We start from the raw sequence: 20,494 nt of genomic DNA on the forward strand, positions 1-20,494 counted from the left end.
GATTTCGCGGCGATTCTAGGCCCGCCCGGGCCGCCGCCTAAAATCGATCGACCGCCCCGCCGCCCCTTCGCGGCGCCTCTGCCGCCTGTTTTGCCACCATGACCGTCGCCTTCCCCATCACCGACCGCAAGATCCGCTTCGCCCTGGTGGGCTGCGGCCGCATCGCGAAGAACCATTTCGGCGCGCTGGCGCAGCATGCCGACCGCGCCGAGCTGGTGGCCGTCTGCGACAAGCTGCCCGAGCGCGCCGCGGCCGCCGCCGCGCAGACCGGCGCACGCGCCTTCACCTCGCTGGAGGCGATGCTGGCTGAAGTCGATGCCGACATCGTCGTGCTGACCACGCCCAGCGGCCTGCATCCGCAGCAGGCGATCCGCGCCGCGCGCGCCGGCCGCCATGTGCTCTCCGAGAAGCCGATGGCCACCAAGTGGGACGAGGGCATGGCGATGGTGCGCGAGTGCCGCGACGCCGGCGTGAAGCTCTTCGTCGTCAAGCAGAACCGCCTGAACGCGACGATGCAGCTGCTCAAGAAGGCGATCGACGAGAAGCGCTTCGGCCGCATCCACATGGTCACGGTCAACGTCTTCTGGACCCGGCCGCAGAGCTACTACGACGAGGCGCCGTGGCGCGGCCGCTGGGACATGGACGGCGGCGCCTTCATGAACCAGGCCAGCCACTATGTCGACATGGTCGACTGGCTGGTCGGCCCGGTCGACAACGTGCATGCCTACACCGCGACGCAGGGCCGCGACATCGAGGCCGAGGACTCGGGCGTGATGAGCCTGCGCCTGCGCGCCGGCGGGCTGGCGAGCATCAACGTGACGATGCTGACGTATCCGAAGAACCTCGAAGGCTCGATCACGGTGCTGGGCGAGCGCGGCACGGTGCGCATCGGCGGCGTGGCGGTGAACGACATCCAGCACTGGGAATTCGACGCGCCCCGCCCCGAAGACGAGCAGATCAAAGCCGCCAGCTACGCCACAACCTCGGTCTACGGCTTCGGTCATCCGCTCTACTACGCCAACGTCATCGACACGCTGCGCGGCGAGGCGCACGCCGAGGTCGACGGCTACAGCGGCCTGCGCTCGCTGGAAGTGCTGATCGCCGGCTACCGCTCGGCGCGCGACGGCGTGCGCGTCGGCCTGCCGCTGGTGTTCTGATCCCCCCTCGATCCGGAGAACCGACATGGACGCACCCGCCTGGCACCACGACACCGCGATCATCGACGACGGCGCCCGGCTCGGGCCCGGCACCCGGGTCTGGCACTTCAGCCACGTCTGCGCCGGCGCGCGCATCGGCGCGGGCTGCTCGCTCGGCCAGAACGTCTTCGTCGGCAACGACGTGGTCATCGGCTCGGGCGTGAAGATCCAGAACAACGTGTCGGTCTACGACGCGGTGACGCTGGAGGACGACGTCTTCTGCGGCCCCAGCGTCGTCTTCACCAACGTCTACAACCCGCGCGCGGCGGTGTCGCGCAAGAGCGAATACCTGCGCACCGTGGTGAAGCGCGGCGCCACGCTGGGCGCCAACTGCACCCTCGTCTGCGGCACCACGGTGGGCGAACACGCCTTCGTCGGCGCCGGCAGCGTGATCACCCGCGACGTGCCGGCCTTCGCGCTGATGGTGGGCGTGCCGGCCAGGCGCATCGGCTGGATGAGCCGCCACGGCGAACGCCTGGGCCTGCCGGTGCGCGGCGAGGGCGAGGCCAGCTGCCCGGCGACGGGGGAGCGGTATCGGCTCGTCGGCGACGTGGTGATCATGGTGGAGTGACGGATGACGAACGACTCCCTAAACCCACAAGCAGCGCCTGCCATCACGAGCAAGCGGGCTCGCGTCACCAGACCGGCGGCCGCTCCTCGCCTGCAAATCGAGCATCTTGGGCCGATCCTGTCGGCCGATGTGACCTTCGGCGACCTGACCGTGATCGTCGGCCCGCAGGCTACTGGCAAAAGCATCTTTCTACAAACACTCAAGCTGCTGATCGACCGCGATCACATTCACGATACCTTCCGCCATCACAACGTCAATGTGGCAGGAAGGGCCGAAGCCTTCTTGGAAGGCTATTTTGGCGGCGGCATGGCCGGGGCCTGGAACGCGGAAACCTCCGCGCTGACCTGGAACGGCAAGAAGATCAACCTGCCGGACTATGCCTCGCCCGGAAAGGCGCCCAAGAGTCGCATCAAGCACGAACGGCTTTTTTATATTCCTGCGCAGCGCGTCATGAGTCTGCCAGGCGGCGTGTCTCAGAATTTCGGGCAGTTCAATTACGGCGATCCCTACACCCTTCGCGTTTTTAGCGATGCCGTGCATGACCTGATCCAGAACGAATTCGGTGCCCAGGGAGAACTGTTCCCCTCCCCGCGGAAGCTCAACAAGAGTCTGCGCACCCCGATCCACCAGCATCTTTTTGGTGGTGGCAAGCTACTGATCGACGAGTCGAACTTCACGAAGCGTCTGGCGCTGCAGCTGGATGGCCAGTCCAAAGCGCTAGGCTTCTTGTCTTGGTCTGCCGGTCAGCGCGAATTCACGCCGCTGCTGATGGGCCTATACTGGCTGTGCCAAGTCCCCAACCCTCAGCGCATGTCAGGCGCAACCCAGGACGAGGTGATCGAATGGGTGGTGCTCGAAGAGCCGGAAATGGGCCTGCACCCCCAAGGCATCTCCGCCGTGCTGCTGCTGGTTCTGGAATTGATGCGGCGAGGCTATCGGGTCGTCATTTCGACCCATTCGCCGGTCGTGCTGGAAATGATCTGGGCTATACAGGAGTTCAAGCAGCTTGGAGCCACGGAAAAAGACATCCGCGACCTGTTCAGCCTGAAGGCAGAGGACTCCGCCAAGAAACTGGCTCAAGCCGCCCTGTCGAAGGATTACCGTGTCTACTTCTTCGACCGCCAGAGCCCAGTCCGGGACATCTCGGCGCTGGACCCGGGAGCGCTGGAACAGGCCGAATCCGAATGGGGCGGCATCACCGGCTTCTCATCGCGAGTGAACGCCACCATCGCAGCCGCCGTGAACCGCGCAGCAGTCCGCACCGGAACCTCGATCTGATGGCCACCCGTCGCCAAGCCAACGCTCGATCCGAGCAAGCCCCGTCCGACTTCGAGCACGCCTGCCGCCATGCGGAACTGGAGCCGCAACACGGGCTGAGCGCCGTCAAGGGCGAATACCGTCCGGGCGTGGCGCTGAAGCCAGGTCATCGCCACACGGCCAGCATCGATCTGGATGCCTGCCTTCTGGCCAGCGAGCCCACGGCAGCTCGGTGGGACTACGGCATCGGCGTGCGCGGTGAGTCGGGCCAGGAAAGTCTGGTCTGGCTGGAAGCCCACCCGGCATCCAGCACAGGAGAAGTGCAGAAGATGCTCGACAAGCTGGCCTGGCTGAAAGACAAGCTGAACCAGCCCGCCTTCGAGCCTTTGCGCCGTCTCGAACACGAGGTCTCGGCCTACCGCTGGCTGGCCATGACCGGGGCCATCCGCATCCTGCCCCACAGCGCGGAAGCCCGGCGACTCGCCAAGGCCGGCCTGTCGTCTCCTCAGCGACGAGTCGAGCTGCCCTGACGCCATGCCCCTTGCCACCGTGTTCCGCCCATGGCGCCGGCTCCTGATCCTGGCCGCCGCCCTGGCGCTGGCCTTCTGGACCCAGGCCCAGCTCGCGCTGGCCGGGCAGCGCTGGCACCGCGAGCGGCTTCACCAGTTCGTCGGCAGCCCCTTTCCCTCGGCAGACGAGCTGCAGGCGATGGACTGGGGCACGCCGCTGCTGCTGGCGCTGCTGCCCTGGGTCGTGGCGCTGCTCGGGCTCGGGGTGCGCCGCTGGCGGCGCCGGCGAGCCGCCTGAGCCAGTCGGATCGGGGCGCTCTGCAACAATCGTCGGGCGCCTGCTGCACGCGCCTTTTTCCTCCGCCTTCCTCCGCTCATCCACTGCGCCATGTACATCGACACGATCCGGCTGGAGAACATCCGCGGCTTCCGGGAGCTGGAGTTCAGCTTCGACCGCGGCCAGGGACAGTACGCCGGCTGGACGGTGCTGACCGGGGACAACGGGTCGGGCAAGAGCACGGTGCTGCGGGCGATGGCGCTGGTCCTCGCAGAAAATATCCGGGCTGCACTACAACCCAGTTTTCGCGGCTGGGTTCGCTCAGGAGCGGGCAACGGCAAAATTGAGCTACACGCCATCGCAAATGGCAGCACAGATCATCGGGCACACATCGAGATCGTCGAGCACCCTGCAAGAGTGGGCGGTGTTCTCATGCCAGACGCCATGGGTGTATTCGACTCGCACCCAATAGATGGGTTTTCCTGCGGGTACGGGCCATTTCGCAGAATCTCCCGGGCAGCACCGGACATTTCCGACCTGATGACCGCTCCGGTCGTCGAACGGTTTGTCACCTTGTTCCAGGAAACGGCATCGCTCGTAGAAGTTGATCGCTGGCTCCGCAACCTGAACTACAAGCGTCTGGAACAGAAGCCCGAGGCCGCAGCCACGCTCGCCGTCGTTCTCGAACTGCTCAACGACGATTTCCTGCCCAATCAGATCACCGTCGATCGGGTCGATTCCGACGGGCTGTGGCTGAAGGACCGCGATGGAAATGCGCTGTCCTGGGCCGACATGAGCGACGGCTACCGCGCTGCGCTGGCCCTGCTCGCCGACATCCTGCGTCACATGGTCAACGCCTGCGGCACGGACGACCTGACCGGACGGGATGACGAGGGGCGGCTGTTCCTGAAACCGGCCGGCGTCGTGCTGATCGACGAGATCGACGCCCATCTGCATCCCGAGTGGCAGCGGGAGATCGGTTTCTGGCTGAAGCGCCATTTCCCGAACATCCAGTTCATCGTCACCAGCCACAGCCCGCTGATCTGCCAGGCGGCCGATCCGAACGGCCTGTTCGTGCTGCCCGAGCCCGGCAGCGACGAGCCGGCCCGGGCGCTGACGGCGGAGGAATATCAGGAGGTGATCTCGTCGCGGCCGGACACGATCCTGCGCTCCGCAGCATTCGGCTTGCAGAACACCCGCTCGCCCGTGGCCGTCGAAGCCCGGTCGGCCTTTGCGGACCTGCGCACCAAGCAGCGCGCAGGCGGCAAGTTGACCCAGGCTGAACTGGTGGAGCTGGAACGACTGCGCCAGTACATCAACCCGGACGAAGAGCCCTGAGCGATGCGCCGCCTCACGCGCCCGCCTCTGCCCGCCCGGACCAGCGCCTTCCTGGCCCGCTGCCAGTCACGCGCCGACACCTTGCAGGAACAAGGCACCCTCGACATCGAACGCGAGTGGCGCAATGCCCGCCAGCGCAAGGCATTGACCGGCGTTCTTGATGCCCTGCGCAACATGAGCGGCCCGCACTGGCGCTGCATGTACTGCACCGATTCGCACGGCTGCGACATCGAGCATTTCCGCCCCAAGAAGCCTTACCCGACCCATGCGTTCCACTGGCTGAACCTGCTGCTGTGCTGCACGACATGCAACCGCAAGAAGGGCGACCAGTTTCCGACGCTGAATGGCGCCCCTCTGCTGATCGACCCGACCGTGGACGATCCATGGGAACACCTGGACTTCGAGCCGGAGTCTGGCCTGATCAAGGCACGCTACGATGCCCAATCGGATCAGCGCTCTCCGAAAGGGCTGGAAACCGTACGCCTGCTGGCACTGGACCGCCGGGAAGTGACGATCGGACACAGCAAGACGTTTCGGCGCCTGAAAAGGACGGTCGAGCGCGCACTGGATGCCGGCGGATCCGCACCGGCACTCATCGCCGAACTGCTGGAGGAGGACGACCACGGCCTGCTGCCCTGGTGTTTCGGCGAGATCGGCCGAACCGTCGAGCCTTTCTCCGACTTGCGTCTCCAACAACCTGACACCTGGATGGCCTGCGAAGCGGCCTTTCGTTGAGCACACTGCCCATGCAATTCATCGACCTCAAGACCCCCTACGCCGCGCTGAAGACCGACATCGACGCGGCGATCCATCGCGTGCTCGATCACGGCCAGTACATCATGGGGCCGGAGGTGCAGGCGCTCGAGGCCGCGCTGGCGACGTTTGCCGGCACGAAGCACTGCGTGACCGTCTCCAGCGGCACCGAGGCGCTGCTGATCGCGCTGATGGCGCTGGGCGTGAAGGCGGGCGACGAGGTCATCACCACGCCCTTCACCTTCGCGGCGACCGCCGAGGTGATCGCGCTGCTGGGCGCGCGGCCGGTCTTCGTCGACATCGAACCCGACACCTGCAACATCGATCCTCGCCTGATCGAGGCGGCGATCACGCCGAGGACGCGCGCGATCATGCCGGTGAGCCTGTACGGCCAGGTCGCCGACATGACGGACATCAACGCGATCGCCGCGCGCCACGGCCTGCCGGTGGTGGAGGACGCGGCGCAGAGCTTCGGCGCGACCTACCAGGGCCGGCGCAGCGGCGCGACCAGCACCATCGGCTGCACCAGCTTCTTCCCGAGCAAGCCGCTGGGCTGCTATGGCGACGGCGGCGCGCTCTTCACCGACGACGAGGCAATAGCGCAGGCCGCGCGCGAGATCCGGGTGCACGGCCAGAGCGCGCGCTACACGCACACCCGCGTCGGCGTGGGCGGACGCATGGACACGATCCAGTGCGCGGTCGTGCTGGCCAAGCTGCCGCGCTTCGAGTGGGAACTGCAGCGCCGGCGCGAGCTGGGCGCGCGCTACCACGCGCTGCTGGCGCCGCTGGCCGCGCAGCATCCCGGCTTCGGCCTGCTGACCGTGCGGCCGGACCGCGACTGCGTCTGGGGCCAGTACACCGTGTTCGTGCCGGAGCGGGCCAAGGTGCAGGCGGCGCTGCAGGCCGCCGGCATCCCGACCGCCGTGCACTACCCGAAGCCGCTGCACCACCAGGCGGCCTATGCCGCCGGCTGCTGCCCGGACTGCTGCCCCGGCAGCCTGGACGCCGCCGCCCGCGTGATGAGTCTGCCGATGAGCCCGGACCTGACCGAGGCCGACCAGGACCGCGTCGTCGCGGCGCTGGCCGAAGCGCTGGCCGGGCTGGCCGCGGACGCCTGAGCCGGTCCGAGATGAGCGAGTCTTCCGCGCCGCCGGCCGGTCGGGTCCCGGCCGGACTGCTGCGCGCCAGCCTGCTGCTGCTGCTGGGCAGCGCCGCGGCCCAGGCCATCCCGCTGCTGCTGGGCCCGCTGCTGACGCGGCTCTACAGCCCGGAGGAGTTCGGCCGCTTCCAGCTCTTTGCCTCGGTGGCGACCAATCTGGCGGTGCTGGGCTGCGGCCGCTACGAATTCGCGCTGCCGCTGGCCCGTGACGAGGCCGAGGCCCAGGCGCTGCGCCGGCTGTGCTTGCGCCTGCTGATGGCGCTGACGCTGCTGTGCGTGCCCGGCGGCGCGCTGGCCGCCTGGCATCAGGCCGAGCTGGGCTGGCTGGCGCTGCCGGCGGCGGTGGCCAGCGCCAGCCTGGCCTCGCTGGCCACGCTCTGGGCGACGCGCGAGCAGCGCTTCGCCGACATGGCCGCGGCGCGCTTCAGCCAGCACACCGGCACGACGCTGGTGCAGCTGCTGCTGGGCTGGCTGCACTGGGGCGTGGGCGGGCTGATCACCGGCAGCATCGCCGCGGTGGCGGGCGCGATCGCGCTGCTGCGGCTGCCGCTGGGCGGACTGCGCCACACCCCGGCGCCCGAGCGCGCACTGGAGCGCGAGATGGCGCGCCGGCACCGCGAGTTCCCGCTGCTCAACACCCCGCATGCCTTCGCCGGCGCGCTGCAGGACACGCTGGCGGTGGCGCTGATCGCCGCCCAGCTCGGGCCGGCGGCGGCCGGCTTCTGGGCGCTGTCGCTGCGCTATCTGAAGGCGCCGGCCACGCTGGTGGGCGGCGCGGTGTCGCAGGCGCTCTATCCGAAGCTGGTCGCCGCCGGCGGCAGCACGCCGGCGGCCCGCACGATGGTGCGCCGGGTGATGGCGGTGCTGCTGGCCGGTGGCGCCGCGCTGGCGCTGGCGCTGCATCTGCTCGCACCGGCGCTGTTCGGCTGGTTCTTCGGCGCGCAATGGCGTCCGGCCGGCGAGCTGGCGGCGGTGCTGGCGCCCTACATCGGCGTGCACTTCGTCGCCGCGCCGCTGGCGGTGGTGACCATGGCCTGGCAGGCCCAGGGCTGGGCGCTGCGCCTGGCGCTGGTCGGGCAGATCGCCTTCGTCGGCGCGCTGGCGCTCGGGCTGCATCTGGGCGGGCTGCAGGGCGCCGGCCAGGCGGTGTCGCTGGCGATGCTGCTCTACTTCGGCTTCTACTTCTGGCGGCTGGCCACCTGGCCGGTTGCGGAGACCCCGCGATGAACACCCTGGCGCTGCGCGCTGCCCTCAACCGCTGGCGCCGCCGCCTGCTGTGGCCGCTGCGGTTCCGCATGCTGTTCGGCGAACGCTCGCACGGGCGCGACCTGCCGCACACCCGCATCGCGCCGTCGACCTGCATCGAGCACGAGCACGGTCTGCGCCTGGGCGACCATGTCTTCATCGGCCACTTCAACCTGATCGAGGCCGGCGCCGGCGTGACGATCGGCGACGGGGTGCAGATCACCAGCCACTGCGCCATCGTCACCCACAGCTCGCACCGCAGCCTGCGCCTGCTCGGGCCCGCCTTCGCGACCTGGGCCGGACCGGGCGAGCGCCCGGGCTGGATCGCCGCGCCGGTGGAGATCGGCGCCTGGAGCTACATCGGTCCGCACTGCGTCATCGAGGCAGGCAGCCGGATCGGCCGCGGCAGCGTGGTGCGCGCCGGCACCCGGGTGAGGGGTTCGTTTCCGGATTTCGCGGTCCTGGAGGGCAGCCCGGCGCAAGTGGTCGGCGACAGCCGCGACGGGGATGAGACACTGCTGCAACGACATCCGCAATGCAGGGAGCATCACGCCGCCTGGACCGCCGCACCGGCGCCCGGCCCGGCTGACGACGACACACACCGCCGCTGACATGGCCCGACGACTGATCCGCGACCTTCCCGAAGCCCTGCCAGAGACCGACCCGCCTGCCTACGGCCGCTGGCGCCATGTGCTGATCGGCGACGCCGAGAGCCCGCACCTGCTGAAATGGGCGCGCGCGCTGGCGCCGCAGGTCGACCTGTGGGTGGCCTCCAGCCGCGGCTTCGCGCCGGGCTTCGACGCGCTGGTGCCCGAGCGCTGCCGCTTCGCGCTCGGCGAGGACACCCGCCACGGCGGCGGCAACGTCGGCGTGCTGCGCCGGCTGCCCGAGCTGGGCCGCTGGCTGCAGCAGGTCGACGCCGACTGGCTGCACCCGCACTACCTGACCTCGCACGGCACGCTGACGGTGGCGGCGAAGAAGGGCTGGAAGCTGCGCGGGCAGATCTGCGCCTCGGCCTGGGGCAGCGACATCCTGGTGACGCCGCAGCGCGGGCCGCACTACCGCTGGATCACCTCGCAGGTGCTGCGCGCCAGCACGCTGACCACCAGCGACTCCGAGCACATGGCCGCGCAGATGCGCCAGCTCGGCGCCGCCGAGGTGCAGGTCTTTCCCTTCGGCCTGGAGCGCATGCCGCCGGTGCCGGTGCGCAAGGCGCCGTGGACCTTCTTCGCCAACCGCGGCCTGGAGCCGATCTACCGCCCGGAGCGGGTGATCTCCGCCTTCGCGACCCTGGCCAGCGCCTTCCCCGAGGCGCGGCTGACGGTGGCCAACGACGGCTCGCTGCGCGGCGCGCTCGAGGCGCGCGTGGCCGAGCTGGGCCTGTCGCGCCATGTGGCGTTCGTCGGCCGGCTGGATGCGGCGACGCAGCAGCGCCACTACGAGCAGGCGCAGTGGTACCTCAGCCTGCCCTCGAGCGACTCGGTGGCGGTGTCGGTGCTGGAGGCGATGGCCAGCGGCTGCATTCCGATCCTGTCGGACCTGCCGGCCAACCACGAGCTGGTGCGCTCCGGCCACAACGGCCTGATCCTGACCGACACCCCGATCGAGCTGATGAACCTGCCGATGCAGCTCGCGCCGCTGCTGCCGCAGGCGCTGGAGATCGGCCGCGACAATCACGAGTGGGTGCGGCTGCACGGCCAGTTCGCGCCGGCGGTGGTCGGCCTGCTCGACCGCATGGCCGAGCTGATGTGAGCCGCCGTCCCCGGAGCCCGATGAATCTTCTCTACCTGAACCACTATGCCGGCGCGCCCGCGCTCGGCATGGAATTCCGTCCCTACTATCTCGCACGCGAATGGGTGCGCCTGGGCCACCGGGTGCAGATGGTGGCCTGCGCGACCTCGCATGTGCGCGCCACCGCGCCCACGCCCCGAGGCCGCCCGGTCGAGCAGCCCGAGCACCAGGACATCGACGGCATCGACTACCTGTGGTTTCCCGGCCCGCCCTACCAGGGCAACGGCCTGGGCCGGGTCAAGAACATCTGGGCCTTCCTGAGCCAGGTCTGGCGCGCCGCGCCGGGCATCGCCCGGCATTTCCGCCCCGACGTGGTGATCGCCTCGAGCACCTATCCGATGGACATCTGGGTGGCGCGCCGCCTGGCCCGGCTGGCCGGCGCGAAGCTGGTCTTCGAGGTACACGACCTCTGGCCGCTGTCGCCGATCGAGCTGGGCGGCATGTCGCCGCGCCATCCCTTCATCCTGATGTGCCAGAAGGCCGAGGACGATGCCTACCGCGACGCCGACGTGGTCGTGTCGATGCTGCCGAAGGTGCACGAGCACATGGCCGGGCGCGGCCTGGACCTGCGCAAGCTGCACATCGTGCCCAACGGCATCACGCTCGACGAGTGGGACGGCGAGCCCGAGCCGCTGCGCGAGGATGTCGCCGGCGCGGTCGCGGCGGCGCGGGCCGCCGGGCGCACGGTGGTGGGCTACGCCGGCTCGATGGGCCTGCCCAACGCGCTCGACACGCTGCTGGACGCGGCCAAGCGGCTGCGCGACGCCGGTGCCGCGATCGCCTTCGTGATGGTCGGCGGCGGCCACGAGCGCGATCGCCTGGCCGAGCGGGTGCGCACCGAGGGCCTGGAGGCCAGCGTCACGATGCTCGCGCCGATCCCCAAGCGCCAGATCCCGAGCTTCCTGGCCGGCATCGACATCGCCTACATCGGCTGGCAGCGCGTGCCCATCTACCGCTTCGGCATCGCGCCGAACAAGCTGATGGACTACATGATGGCCGGCTGCGCGGTGCTGCATTCGGTCGAGGCCGGCAACGACCCGGTCGCGGAGGCCGGCTGCGGCCTGACGGTGGCGCCGGAGTCACCGGACGCGGTGGCCGAGGGACTGCGCCGGCTCGCCGCGCTGCCCGCGGCCGAGCGCCGCGCCATGGGCGAGCGCGGCCGCGCCTTCGTGATGGCGAACCACACCTATCCGGTGCTGGCCCGGCGCTTCATCGACGCGGTTTCAGCTTTGCCATCTTCGAGGAACTGAGCGGAATCAGTGAACTGAACCGGCTTCAGATCCGGTCCTGGCGGGCGGGCATGCCGTCCTAGCATCATCCCTGCAGAAGACAACACAACCGTTGACGGTCCAGGGTGGCGGCCGGCTCGCAAGAGCCAGGCCGGAATGATGATGGCGAGTCTCTTCGCGACGATGTCGGTCGCGCAGGCGGGCATGAGCCGCCTGTCGCAGCCGGACGGCATGGCGGCACGCGCAGTCGCGCGGCTGTCTTCGGGCCTGCGCGTGCAGCAGGCCGCCGACGATCCGGCCGGTCTGGCGATCTCCGAGCGCATGAGCGCGACGATCCGCGCGCACGGCGTGATCGGCCGCGGCCTGAACGATGCCATCGGCCAGGTCCAGCAGGCCGACCTCGGTCTGGAGCGCATCAGCGAGACGCTGCAGCGCGCCCGCGAGCTCGCGCTCGAGTCCGGCAACGGAACGCTCGGCGATGCGGACCGCGCGAACCTGCAGCAGGAATACCAGGCCCTGCTGGCGCAGGTCGACGCGATCGCCGATGGCGCGCGGCTGTTCGGCACCAGCCTGCTGCAGTCGCAGCGCGCATCGGGACACACGCCCTACCTCAGCGAAGCCTTCTCCGCGCTGGATCAGGGCGTGGCGATGAGCTCGGGCATCCGCCCGATCGCCTACATTCCGGCCGGCATGCGCAACGTGCGCCTGGAGATCGATGCCCTGGGCGCCGACGACGACATTCAGGTCTTCACGACACAAGGCCAGCAGCTGCTGGGGACCGGCCCCGGAGACAGCGGCTGGCGAGCCAACGGCATCGAGGATGCGCAGACGCTGACCCGGGCGGTGATGCAGCCGGACCTCGGCTTCGCGGACGGCGCCACCTACGACGACAGCGTGCTGCTCGACGGGCGCACCGGCTTTGCCGATCCGCTGCTGGTCACGTCCAACGCGCTGCCGCTGGTCAGCCAGTTCGCCGGCATGACCCTCAGCTACAGCGGTGACGGCGATCAGCACGACGGCGGCGTCAACGACGGCAGGGTCAACGACAGCTACCGCTACGAGGCCATGACGATCGACGAGACCACCCAGCCGCTGCTGGTGATGGTGGTCGGCTCCGGCAGCTTCATCGCGCAGGCCTCGTGGATCGAGGCCGAGGACGGCAGCACCCTGGTGTCGAGCGGTGCCCGTGGCTCGGAGGTGGTCCTGCAGGCCGACTCGGGCAGCGCTCCGACGATGCTGTCGCTGGATCATCTCCCCTCGGACAGTGCTGCGCTCGGCCTGACCGGCAGCGGCATCGGCACGCAGGACGGAGCGCAGGCCAGCCTGGCCCTGATCGACCGGGCGATCGACCGGGTCGGCGGCCACCGCGGCCGGCTGGGCGCCAGCGCCAGCCGGCTCGAGCGCACCCTCGAGCAGCTCGGCGACGCCGACGAGGCGGCCCGGTCCGCGCGGAGCCGCATCGTCGACGCCGACATCGCCGCCGAGCTGTCCGACCGGATGCGCCATCAGGTGCAGACCGAAGCCGCCCGGACCCTGCTCGGACAGGCCCAGCTGATGCCCAGGATGGTGCTGGGCCTGCTGCTGCCGGATCGCTGAGCCCGGGGACATCCGGGTCTGCGGGCTGGTCGAGCGCCCCCTGGCCGTGGCAGCATCTCCGCCCATGGCCCACCCTCCTTCCAGCGACGACGAGACCGCCCGCATCGAGCAGCGCTACGCCCGCCGGGCCGCCGCCGGGCTGGCCGACCGCTACAGCCTGCTGCAGCCCGATGTCTGGCAGACGGTGCAGGAGCGCCAGCGCGCGATGCTCGGCCTGTTCTCCCGCCATGGCTGGCATGACCTGGCGCAGCGGCGGGTGGTGGAGGTCGGCTGCGGTGCCGGCGGCAATCTGCTGGAGCTGCTGCGCGCCGGCTTCCGCCCCGAGCATCTGTGCGGCATCGAGCTGCTGGCCGAGCGTCATGCCGAGGCCCGCGCGGTGCTGCCCGCCGGCGTGACGCTGCATCTGGGCGACGCCTGCGCCGCGCCGCTGCCCGAGGCCGGCGCCGACCTGGTGCTGCAGTCGACCGTCTTCTCCTCGCTGCTGGACGATGCCTTCCAGCAGCGCCTGGCCGACACGATGTGGCGCTGGGTGCGGCCCGGCGGCGCGGTGCTCTGGTACGACTTCACCTGGAACAACCCGCGCAACCGCGATGTGCGCGGCGTGCCGCTGGCGCGGATGCGGGCGCTCTTTCCGCACGGCCGCATCGAGGCGCAACGCCTGACGCTGGCTCCGCCGCTGGCACGCGCGGCCTGCCGCCTGTCGCCGTCGCTCTATCCGCTGCTGAACATGCTGCCGCCGCTGCGCACGCATGTGCTGGCGTGGATCGGCAAGCCGGTCAGCACACCCGTCAGCGCGCCCGTCAACGCACGGTGACGGCGCCGGCCGGCGCCTCCACCTGCTGCATCACCCCGGCCGCGGCCAGCAGCCGCAGCCGTGCCGCATGCCAGCCGGCCAGCGCGCGCACCTGCTCGAGCCGGGCCTCGGCCAGCAGCGACTGGCTGGAGAGCAGCTCGGAAATGTCGGCCACGCCCTTGTCGTAGCGGCGCGCGGCGCTGGCGCTGGCGGCCTCGGCGGCCTGCGCCAGCTCAGCGGCGGCCGGCAGGGTGCGCCGGGCGGAGAGCGCGTCGGCATGGGCGCGCAGCACCTCGAGCGCGACCTGCTGGCGCGCCTGCTCGAGCTGGGCCTCGCTCTGCGCGAGCTGCGCCTGTGCGCCGCGGATGCGGTAGGTGTGGCCGAAGCCGTCGAACAGCGGCAGCGTCAGCCGCAGGCCGTAGGTGGTCACGCGGCTGCCGCTGGCATAGAGCCCCTGGTCGGGCTGACCGTCGACATGGCGGGCGGCACTGGCGTCCAGCGTCGGCAGCCCTTCGGCGCGCACGCTGCCGACCCGCAGCCGGGCGATCTGCAGCCGCGCCTGCGCCGCCAGGATCGACGGATGGCGCGCCCGCGCCTCGTCGAGCCAGCGCGACAGGTCCTCGGTCTCCTCGTCCTGAGCGGGGTCGAGCTGTGCGGGCAGGCGCAGCGGCGTGCCGTCGGCCAGCCCCATCAGGCTGGAGAGCGTGAGCTGCGCGCGCTGCGCCTCGCCGCTCGCGCGCTCCAGCGCGAGCTGCGCCCGGGCCAGCTGGGCGCGGGCCTGCAGCACATCGCTGCCGGCCACCAGGCCGTGGCGTTCGCGCCGCTGCGCGGTGTCGAGCGCCTCTCGCGCCTGCGCTCTGGCCTGCTCGCGCATCGTCACCATCGCCTGCGCGGTGATCGCCTCGAAATAGGCCGAGACCAGCGCCGCCATCAGCCGCTGCACCAGCGCATCGCGGGCCGCACCGGCGGCGGCCAGCAGCCGCTGCGCCCCGTCGCGGGCACCGGCGCGGGTGCCGAAGTCGAACAGCCGCCAGTTCAGCGCCAGGCTGCGTGCGGTGCTGGCCTGGTCGACCGACTGGCCGCTGCGGGTGGACAGCGTGGTGGTCGACTGCCGCGACACGCTCGCCTGCAGCCGCGGCCAGAAGGCGGCATGGGCCTCGCCCAACGCGGCCGCCTGGGCCTCGATCTCGGCCTGGGCCTGGGCCAGCTGGGGATGCCGGCACAGCGCCAGCGCCAGCGCATCGGCCAGCGACAGCGGCGGCGCGCCCTCGAACGGCTCGGCGCAGACCGGCGGCGGCACGGCCATCGGCCCGGCAAGCATCGGCACCTGCAGCGGATCGTGCAGCAGATCGGGCACCGAGGGTCCGGGCGCGACGCGCAGCAGGTCGGGCGGCTCGAGGGAGGCGGCAGACCACGCGGCGCCCGGCAGCACCGCCAGAGCGCCCTGCAGCAGGGCGGCGGCCACGAGCGGGGCCCGATGACGGGGCCGGCGGATCGGCTCAGCGCTCACGCAGGCTCTCCCGACCCTGCTGCAGCAGCGGCGACAGCACATATTCGATCAGGCGCCGGTCGCCGGTGCGGATCTCGGCGCTGCCGCTCAGGCCGGGCGTCAGCGGCACCGCCCGGCCGTCGACCTGCAGCACCGGCTGCGCCAGCGTGATGCGCACCGCATAGACCGGGCCGCGCTTCTCGTCCTGCACCGCATCGCGCGAGACCTGCGCGACCACCGCCGGCACGGTGCCGTACTTGGTGTACGGGAAGGCGTCGATCTTGACCTGCGCCGGCTGGCCCTCGCGCACGAAGCCGATGTCGCGGTTCTCGACGCGCACCTCCATCTCGACCTGGGCCTGGGTCGGCACGATCTGCATCAGCGGCTGCGCCGCCGGCACCGCACTGCCGACGGTGTGCACCGCCAGCTGCTGCACCGTGCCGTCGACCGGCGCCACCAGACGCAGCAGCTCGCCCTGGGTGCGCGCCCGGTCCAGCTCGGAGCGCGCGGCGTCGACCTGGCGCTGGCCCTCGACCCGGCTGTCCTGCGCGGCGCGGCGCATCTCGGCGGTCAGCGCATGCTGCTGCGCGCGGATGACCGCCAGCTGGCCGGCGATCTCCACCCGGGCCTGCTCGCGCTCCATCCAGGCATGGCGCGAGACATCGCCGCTGTGCAGCAGCTCGGCATGGTCGCGGGCACGCTGCTCGGCCAGCGGCAGCGCCTGGGCCAGGCGGCCGGCATCGGCCTCGAGCCGCGCCAGCCGGCTGCGGTACTCGCGCCACTGGTCCTGCAGATGCTGCTCGGCCAGGCGGTGCTGCACGGCATCGACATCCGGCAGCGCGGCCAGCCGAGGCGCCGCGTCGCCCCGGCCGTCGAGCGCCGCCAGCAGCGCGCCGGCCCGCTCGACCTGCAGCAGCGCCTGGGCCAGCGCCTGCGCGGCGCGCCGGCCCTCGCTGTCGCTCAGGCGGGTGTCGAGCTCGACCAGCAGATCGCCGGCCTTCACCACCCGGCCCTCCTCGACGTGCAGCGCATGCACGCGCGCGGTCTCGACCGCCGCCAGCGTCTTGGTCTGGCCACGCGGCACGATCCGGCCCTGGGCATTGACGACGATGTCGATGCGCCCGATCACCGACCAGGCCAGCAGCGCCAGCACCAGCAGCATCAGCAGCCGCGCGGTCCAGCGCCCGGAGGGCGAGACCGGCCGCGCCTGCAGCGACAGCGCCGCGGGCAGGAATTCGGCCTCCTCGGCGGTGTGCGCCGGCGGCGTGAGCTCGCGGCGGTGCGACCAGGCGTGCGACCAGGCGCGGCGGTAGCGGCCGAGCAGCTCGCCCCAGGCCTGCAGACGGTGGCGCAGGTTCATGCCGCACCTCCGTGCTGCAAGCCGTGCAGATGGGTGTAGATGCCGCGCGGATTGCGCAGCAGTTCCTCATGGCTGCCGACCTCGGCGATCTGGCCGCGCTCCATCACCACGATGCGGTTGGCGCCACGCACCGCCGAGAGCCGGTGCGCGATGATCAGCACGGTGCGGCCCTGGCAGATCAGGCGCATGTTGTCGTGAATGATCTTCTCGCTCTCGTAGTCGAGCGCGCTGGTGGCCTCGTCGAAGATCAGGATGCGCGGGTTGGTGATCAGCGCGCGTGCGATGGCGATGCGCTGGCGCTGCCCGCCCGACAGGCCGGTGCCATGCTCGCCGACGACCGTGTCGTAGCCCTCGGGCAGCTCGCAGATGAACTCGTGCGCGCCGGCCAGCTTCGCCGCCTGCATCACCAGCTCGATCGGCGCGGCCGGGTGGCTCAAGGCGATGTTGTCGCGCACCGAGCGGTTGAACAGCGTGTTCTCCTGCAGCACCACGCCGATCTGCTGGCGCAGGCTGGGCGTGTCGATGACCGCCAGGTCCTGGCCGTCGACCAGCACCCGGCCGCGGTCGGGCACATAGAGGCGCTGCACCAGCCGGGTCAGCGTGCTCTTGCCCGAGCCGGAACGCCCGACGATGCCGATCACCTCGCCCGGGCGCACCCGCAGCGACACCTGACGCAGCACGTCGGCGGCGTCGGGGCGGTAGCGGAAGGAGACCTGGTCGAACTCGATCGCACCCTGCAGCCGCGGCAGCCGGGTCTTCTGGCCGGCGACCTCGGGGTGCGTGTTGAGGATGTCGCCCAGCCGGCTCATCGAGATGCCGACCTGCTGGAAGTCGTTCCAGAGCTGCGCCAGCCGCAGGATCGGGCTCGACACCTGGCCGGCGAGCATGTTGAAGGCCACCAGCTCGCCCACCGTGAGCTGCTTGTCGATCACCAGCGTGGCGCCGATCCACATGATCGCCGCGGTCACCAGCTTGCTGGTCAGCGCGACGCCGCCGCCGGCCACCGTGGTCACATTGGTCACCGCCAGACCCGACGAGACATAGGCGGCGAGCTGCTGGTCCCACTTCTGGATCCAGCGCGGCTCCACCGCCATCGACTTGACGGTGTCGATGCCGCTGATCGTCTCGACCAGGAAGGACTGGTTTTCCGCGCCCTTGTTGAACTTGTCCTCCAGGCGGCGGCGGATGACCGGCGTGAACACCAGCGACAGCAGCACGTAGACCGGGATCGAGGCCAGCACCACCAGCGTCAGCGTCACGCTGTACCCGAGCATCACGCCCAGGAAGACGAAGGAGAACAGCAGGTCCAGCACCAGCGTCATGACATTGCCGGTCAGGAAGCTGCGGATGCTCTCGAGCTCGCGGATGCGCGCCACCGAGTCGCCGACACGGCGCGACTGGAAATACGCCAGCGGCAGGTTCAGCAGATGGCGAAACAGCCGCGCGCCCAGCTCGACGTCGATCTTGCTGCTGGTGTGCGCGAACACCCAGGTGCGGATGCCCGACAGCAGCGCCTCGAACACCATCGCGCAGATCAGGCCGATGGCGATGACGTTGAGCGTCTGCATCGCATGGTTGACCAGCACCTTGTCCATCACCACCTGGAAGAACAGCGGCGTGGCCAGGCCGATGAGCTGCAGCACCAGCGAGATCAGCAGGATTTCCGCCAGCAGCCGGCGGTACTTGACCACCGCCGGAATGAACCAGGTGAAGTCGAACTTCGCCATCGCGCCGGAAAAGCTCGCCTTGCTGGTGAACAGGATCAGCTCGCCAGTCCAGAGGCGCAGCAGCTCCTCGAGCGCGATGACCGCCGGCGGCTCGCCCGCGCGCTGGATCAGCACCCGGGTGCTGCCCGGCAGCTCGGCGCCGGCCGGCAGCGCGGCCGCGCCCTCGATGCGCGCGACGACGAAGAAGCGCCCGGCCGCATCGCGCGCCACCGCCGGCAGCGGCGCGCGCGCCAGCCGACGCGGATCCTGACGCACCGAGCGCGCGTTCAGCCCGAGCTGCTGCGCCGCCAGCAGCAGGCGCTGCAGGTCGAAGGGCTCGCGGCCATGCTGGTGACGCAGCTGCGCCTCGTCGGCGGCGATGCCGTGCAGCGCCGCCATCGCCAGCAGCGCCCACAGGCCGGAGTCGGGGGCAGGCGCGGCATGGGCTGCAGGGGCAGCAGAGGCGTCAGGAAGCGGGACGGAGGCGGCGGAAGTCATCACGGAGCAGGCGCGGGGCGGAGCGAGCAGCGCGGATCATGCCGCGCCTCGGCGGAAATGGAAAAGCCGCCAGGTGCGCCTGCGTACCCGGCCCGCGCGACGTGGCGCTCACGCGTCAGGTCAAGGACATCTTCCCGGAAAGCGCCGGCAGCCCGTGCGCCGCACGCGCCCTCAGGCAGCGCTCCTCGCCGGGCTGCAGCTCGTGGCAGGGCGAGGGTCTCTGCGGGTAGATGGTGCAGCCGACCTCGCGCCCGATCTCGCCGGCCAGCGCGACGCAGCGCACGCCGGCGCGCTGGCCGGTGCCCTTCATGCAGCTCATCCAGGGATTGATCGCTTCGGTCAGTGCCTCGGGCAGGCCGAGGGACTCGGCCTCGGCCCAGTAGAAGGACACGCGAAAATGGGCGCAGCAGGCGCCGCAGCTCTGGCAGGGATTGAAGTCGGCCATGGACCGCGAACTTATCACCGTTCGGAACTGCATTAGCATCGGCGGTTCCCGCCGCATCCCCCGAAACCCTGCCGCCGATGTCCTCGCCCACCGCCCCGTCCGATCCGACCCCACTGCCCTTCCTGCCCTTCGCGCTGCCCGAGATCGGCGAGGACGAGATCGCCGAGGTGGTCGACACGCTGCGCCACGGCTGGGTGACCACCGGCCCGAAGGCGCGCCGCTTCGAGCAGGACTTCGCCGCCTTCCTGGGCGGTGACGCCCCGGTGCCGGGCCTGGAGGCGATCGCGGTCAACTCGGCCACCGCCGGGCTGCACCTGGCGCTCGAGGCTGTCGGCGTCGGCCCCGGCGACGAGGTCATCACCACCACGCACACCTTCACCGCCAGCGCGGAGGTGGCGCGCTATCTGGGCGCCGACGTGCGCCTGGTCGACATCGACCCGGCCACGCTGTGCATCGACCCGGCCGCCATCGAAGCCGCCATCACCCCGCGCACCCGGGCGATCGTGCCGGTGCACTTCGCCGGCCGCGCCGCCGAGATGGGCGAGATCCTGGCGATCGCGCGCCGCCACGGCCTGAAGGTGGTCGAGGACGCCGCGCACGCGCTGCCCACCACGCACGCCGGCCAGATGATCGGCACGCTGGCCAGCGATGTCACCGTCTTCAGCTTCTACGCCAACAAGACCATCACCACCGGCGAGGGCGGCATGGCGGTCACGCGCGATGCGCAGCTTGCCGCGCGCATGAAGGTGATGCGTCTGCACGGCATCAACCGCGACGCCTTCGACCGCTTCACCGCCAAGGTGCCGAGCTGGTACTACGAGATCGTCGCGCCCGGCTTCAAGTACAACCTGACCGACATCGCCGCGGCGCTGGGCATCCATCAGCTCAGGCGGGCACGCGAGTTCCGCGACGCACGCGCCCGCATCGCCGCGCACTACGACGCGCTGCTGGCCGACCTGCCGCTCGTCCTGCCGCCGCAGCCCGCTGGCGGCGACCTGCATTCCTGGCACATCTACGTGCTGCGCCTGCGCGAGGACGCGCCGGTCGGGCGCGACGCGGTGATCGAGGCGCTGTTCGCCGCCGGCATCGGCAGCAGCGTGCACTACATCCCGCTGCACCAGCAGCCCTACTGGCGCGAGCGCTACGACCTGCGCGCCGAGGACTTCCCGCACAGCCAGAAGGCCTACCTGGCCACCTTCAGCCTGCCGCTGTATTCGCGCATGACGCTGGCCGACGCCGAGCGGGTCGCCGCGGTGCTGCGCGGCGTGCTGGCGCGCTGAGC

General features: G+C 70.7%; 19 protein-coding genes. 15 read left to right on the forward strand and 4 right to left on the reverse strand.

Features of this window, described 5'->3' with window-relative positions; translation table 11 throughout:
• Positions 1-98 precede the first annotated feature (98 nt).
• The 14 genes from HZU84_RS12005 (at position 99) to HZU84_RS12070 (ending at position 13,735) form a co-directional block, all read left to right on the forward strand.
• Positions 99-1,157 (forward strand): Gfo/Idh/MocA family protein, encoded by a 1,059-nt coding sequence (locus HZU84_RS12005; protein ID WP_149502282.1) that lies wholly within the window; start codon positions 99-101, stop codon positions 1,155-1,157.
• Positions 1,158-1,182: 25 nt separating this feature from the next.
• Positions 1,183-1,767 carry an acyltransferase gene (locus HZU84_RS12010; protein WP_149502281.1) on the forward strand — a complete coding sequence of 195 codons (585 nt, stop codon included), beginning with the start codon at positions 1,183-1,185 and terminating at the stop codon, positions 1,765-1,767.
• Between the two features lie 3 nt (positions 1,768-1,770).
• Positions 1,771-3,045: an AAA family ATPase gene (locus HZU84_RS12015; RefSeq protein ID WP_149502280.1), complete on the forward strand. Its 1,275-nt coding sequence runs from the start codon at positions 1,771-1,773 to the stop codon at positions 3,043-3,045.
• Positions 3,045-3,554 (forward strand): hypothetical protein, encoded by a 510-nt coding sequence (locus tag HZU84_RS12020; RefSeq protein WP_149502279.1) that lies wholly within the window; start codon positions 3,045-3,047, stop codon positions 3,552-3,554. Before HZU84_RS12015 ends, HZU84_RS12020 begins: the two co-directional genes overlap by 1 nt.
• Before the next feature lie 4 nt (positions 3,555-3,558).
• Complete coding sequence (locus tag HZU84_RS12025; RefSeq protein WP_149502278.1) at positions 3,559-3,831, forward strand: hypothetical protein; 273 nt, start codon at positions 3,559-3,561, stop codon at positions 3,829-3,831.
• A gap of 90 nt (positions 3,832-3,921) precedes the next feature.
• The gene (locus HZU84_RS12030; RefSeq protein WP_149502277.1) at positions 3,922-5,148 is read left to right on the forward strand and encodes an AAA family ATPase; all 1,227 of its coding nucleotides are present in this window, start codon (positions 3,922-3,924) and stop codon (positions 5,146-5,148) included.
• 3 nt (positions 5,149-5,151) lie between these two features.
• Positions 5,152-5,883, forward strand: coding sequence for an HNH endonuclease family protein (locus HZU84_RS12035; protein ID WP_149502276.1), 732 nt, complete (start codon positions 5,152-5,154; stop codon positions 5,881-5,883).
• Between the two features lie 11 nt (positions 5,884-5,894).
• On the forward strand, positions 5,895-7,019 hold the full coding sequence (locus HZU84_RS12040; RefSeq protein ID WP_149502275.1) for a DegT/DnrJ/EryC1/StrS family aminotransferase: 1,125 nt from the start codon (positions 5,895-5,897) through the stop codon (positions 7,017-7,019).
• A gap of 11 nt (positions 7,020-7,030) precedes the next feature.
• Complete coding sequence (locus tag HZU84_RS12045) at positions 7,031-8,287, forward strand: lipopolysaccharide biosynthesis protein (RefSeq protein WP_149502274.1); 1,257 nt, start codon at positions 7,031-7,033, stop codon at positions 8,285-8,287.
• A gap of 11 nt (positions 8,288-8,298) precedes the next feature.
• Entirely contained in the window at positions 8,299-8,916 is a 618-nt protein-coding gene (locus HZU84_RS12050; RefSeq protein WP_149505103.1) for an acyltransferase, read from the forward strand.
• A 1-nt stretch (position 8,917) separates the two neighbouring features.
• Positions 8,918-10,057 carry a glycosyltransferase gene (locus HZU84_RS12055; RefSeq protein WP_149502273.1) on the forward strand — a complete coding sequence of 380 codons (1,140 nt, stop codon included), beginning with the start codon at positions 8,918-8,920 and terminating at the stop codon, positions 10,055-10,057.
• Positions 10,058-10,077: 20 nt separating this feature from the next.
• Positions 10,078-11,346: a glycosyltransferase family 4 protein gene (locus tag HZU84_RS12060; protein WP_149502272.1), complete on the forward strand. Its 1,269-nt coding sequence runs from the start codon at positions 10,078-10,080 to the stop codon at positions 11,344-11,346.
• A 141-nt stretch (positions 11,347-11,487) separates the two neighbouring features.
• Complete coding sequence (locus HZU84_RS12065; RefSeq protein ID WP_180692932.1) at positions 11,488-12,921, forward strand: flagellin N-terminal helical domain-containing protein; 1,434 nt, start codon at positions 11,488-11,490, stop codon at positions 12,919-12,921.
• A 64-nt stretch (positions 12,922-12,985) separates the two neighbouring features.
• A complete protein-coding gene (locus HZU84_RS12070; protein ID WP_149502270.1) occupies positions 12,986-13,735 on the forward strand; it encodes a class I SAM-dependent methyltransferase in 750 nt (249 codons plus the stop codon).
• On the opposite strand, the gene HZU84_RS12075 is transcribed toward HZU84_RS12070, so the two are convergent.
• From HZU84_RS12075 to HZU84_RS12090, 4 genes are all read right to left on the reverse strand, one after another.
• Positions 13,722-15,179 (reverse strand): TolC family protein, encoded by a 1,458-nt coding sequence (locus HZU84_RS12075; RefSeq protein ID WP_180692933.1) that lies wholly within the window; start codon positions 15,177-15,179, stop codon positions 13,722-13,724. The genes HZU84_RS12070 and HZU84_RS12075 overlap by 14 nt on opposite strands.
• Before the next feature lie 34 nt (positions 15,180-15,213).
• Positions 15,214-16,563, reverse strand: coding sequence for an HlyD family type I secretion periplasmic adaptor subunit (locus tag HZU84_RS12080; RefSeq protein WP_149502268.1), 1,350 nt, complete (start codon positions 16,561-16,563; stop codon positions 15,214-15,216).
• A complete protein-coding gene (locus HZU84_RS12085; RefSeq protein WP_149502266.1) occupies positions 16,560-18,767 on the reverse strand; it encodes a type I secretion system permease/ATPase in 2,208 nt (735 codons plus the stop codon). The genes HZU84_RS12080 and HZU84_RS12085 overlap by 4 nt, the downstream gene beginning before the upstream one ends.
• A gap of 115 nt (positions 18,768-18,882) precedes the next feature.
• On the reverse strand, positions 18,883-19,212 hold the full coding sequence (locus tag HZU84_RS12090; protein WP_149502265.1) for a YkgJ family cysteine cluster protein: 330 nt from the start codon (positions 19,210-19,212) through the stop codon (positions 18,883-18,885).
• A gap of 77 nt (positions 19,213-19,289) precedes the next feature.
• Between HZU84_RS12090 and HZU84_RS12095 the strand changes: the two genes are divergently transcribed.
• Positions 19,290-20,492: a DegT/DnrJ/EryC1/StrS family aminotransferase gene (locus tag HZU84_RS12095; RefSeq protein WP_149502263.1), complete on the forward strand. Its 1,203-nt coding sequence runs from the start codon at positions 19,290-19,292 to the stop codon at positions 20,490-20,492.
• Positions 20,493-20,494: the final 2 nt, after the last annotated feature.

The organism is Sphaerotilus sulfidivorans, assembly GCF_013426975.1.
Taxonomy (GTDB): Bacteria; Pseudomonadota; Gammaproteobacteria; order Burkholderiales; family Burkholderiaceae_C; genus Sphaerotilus; species Sphaerotilus sulfidivorans.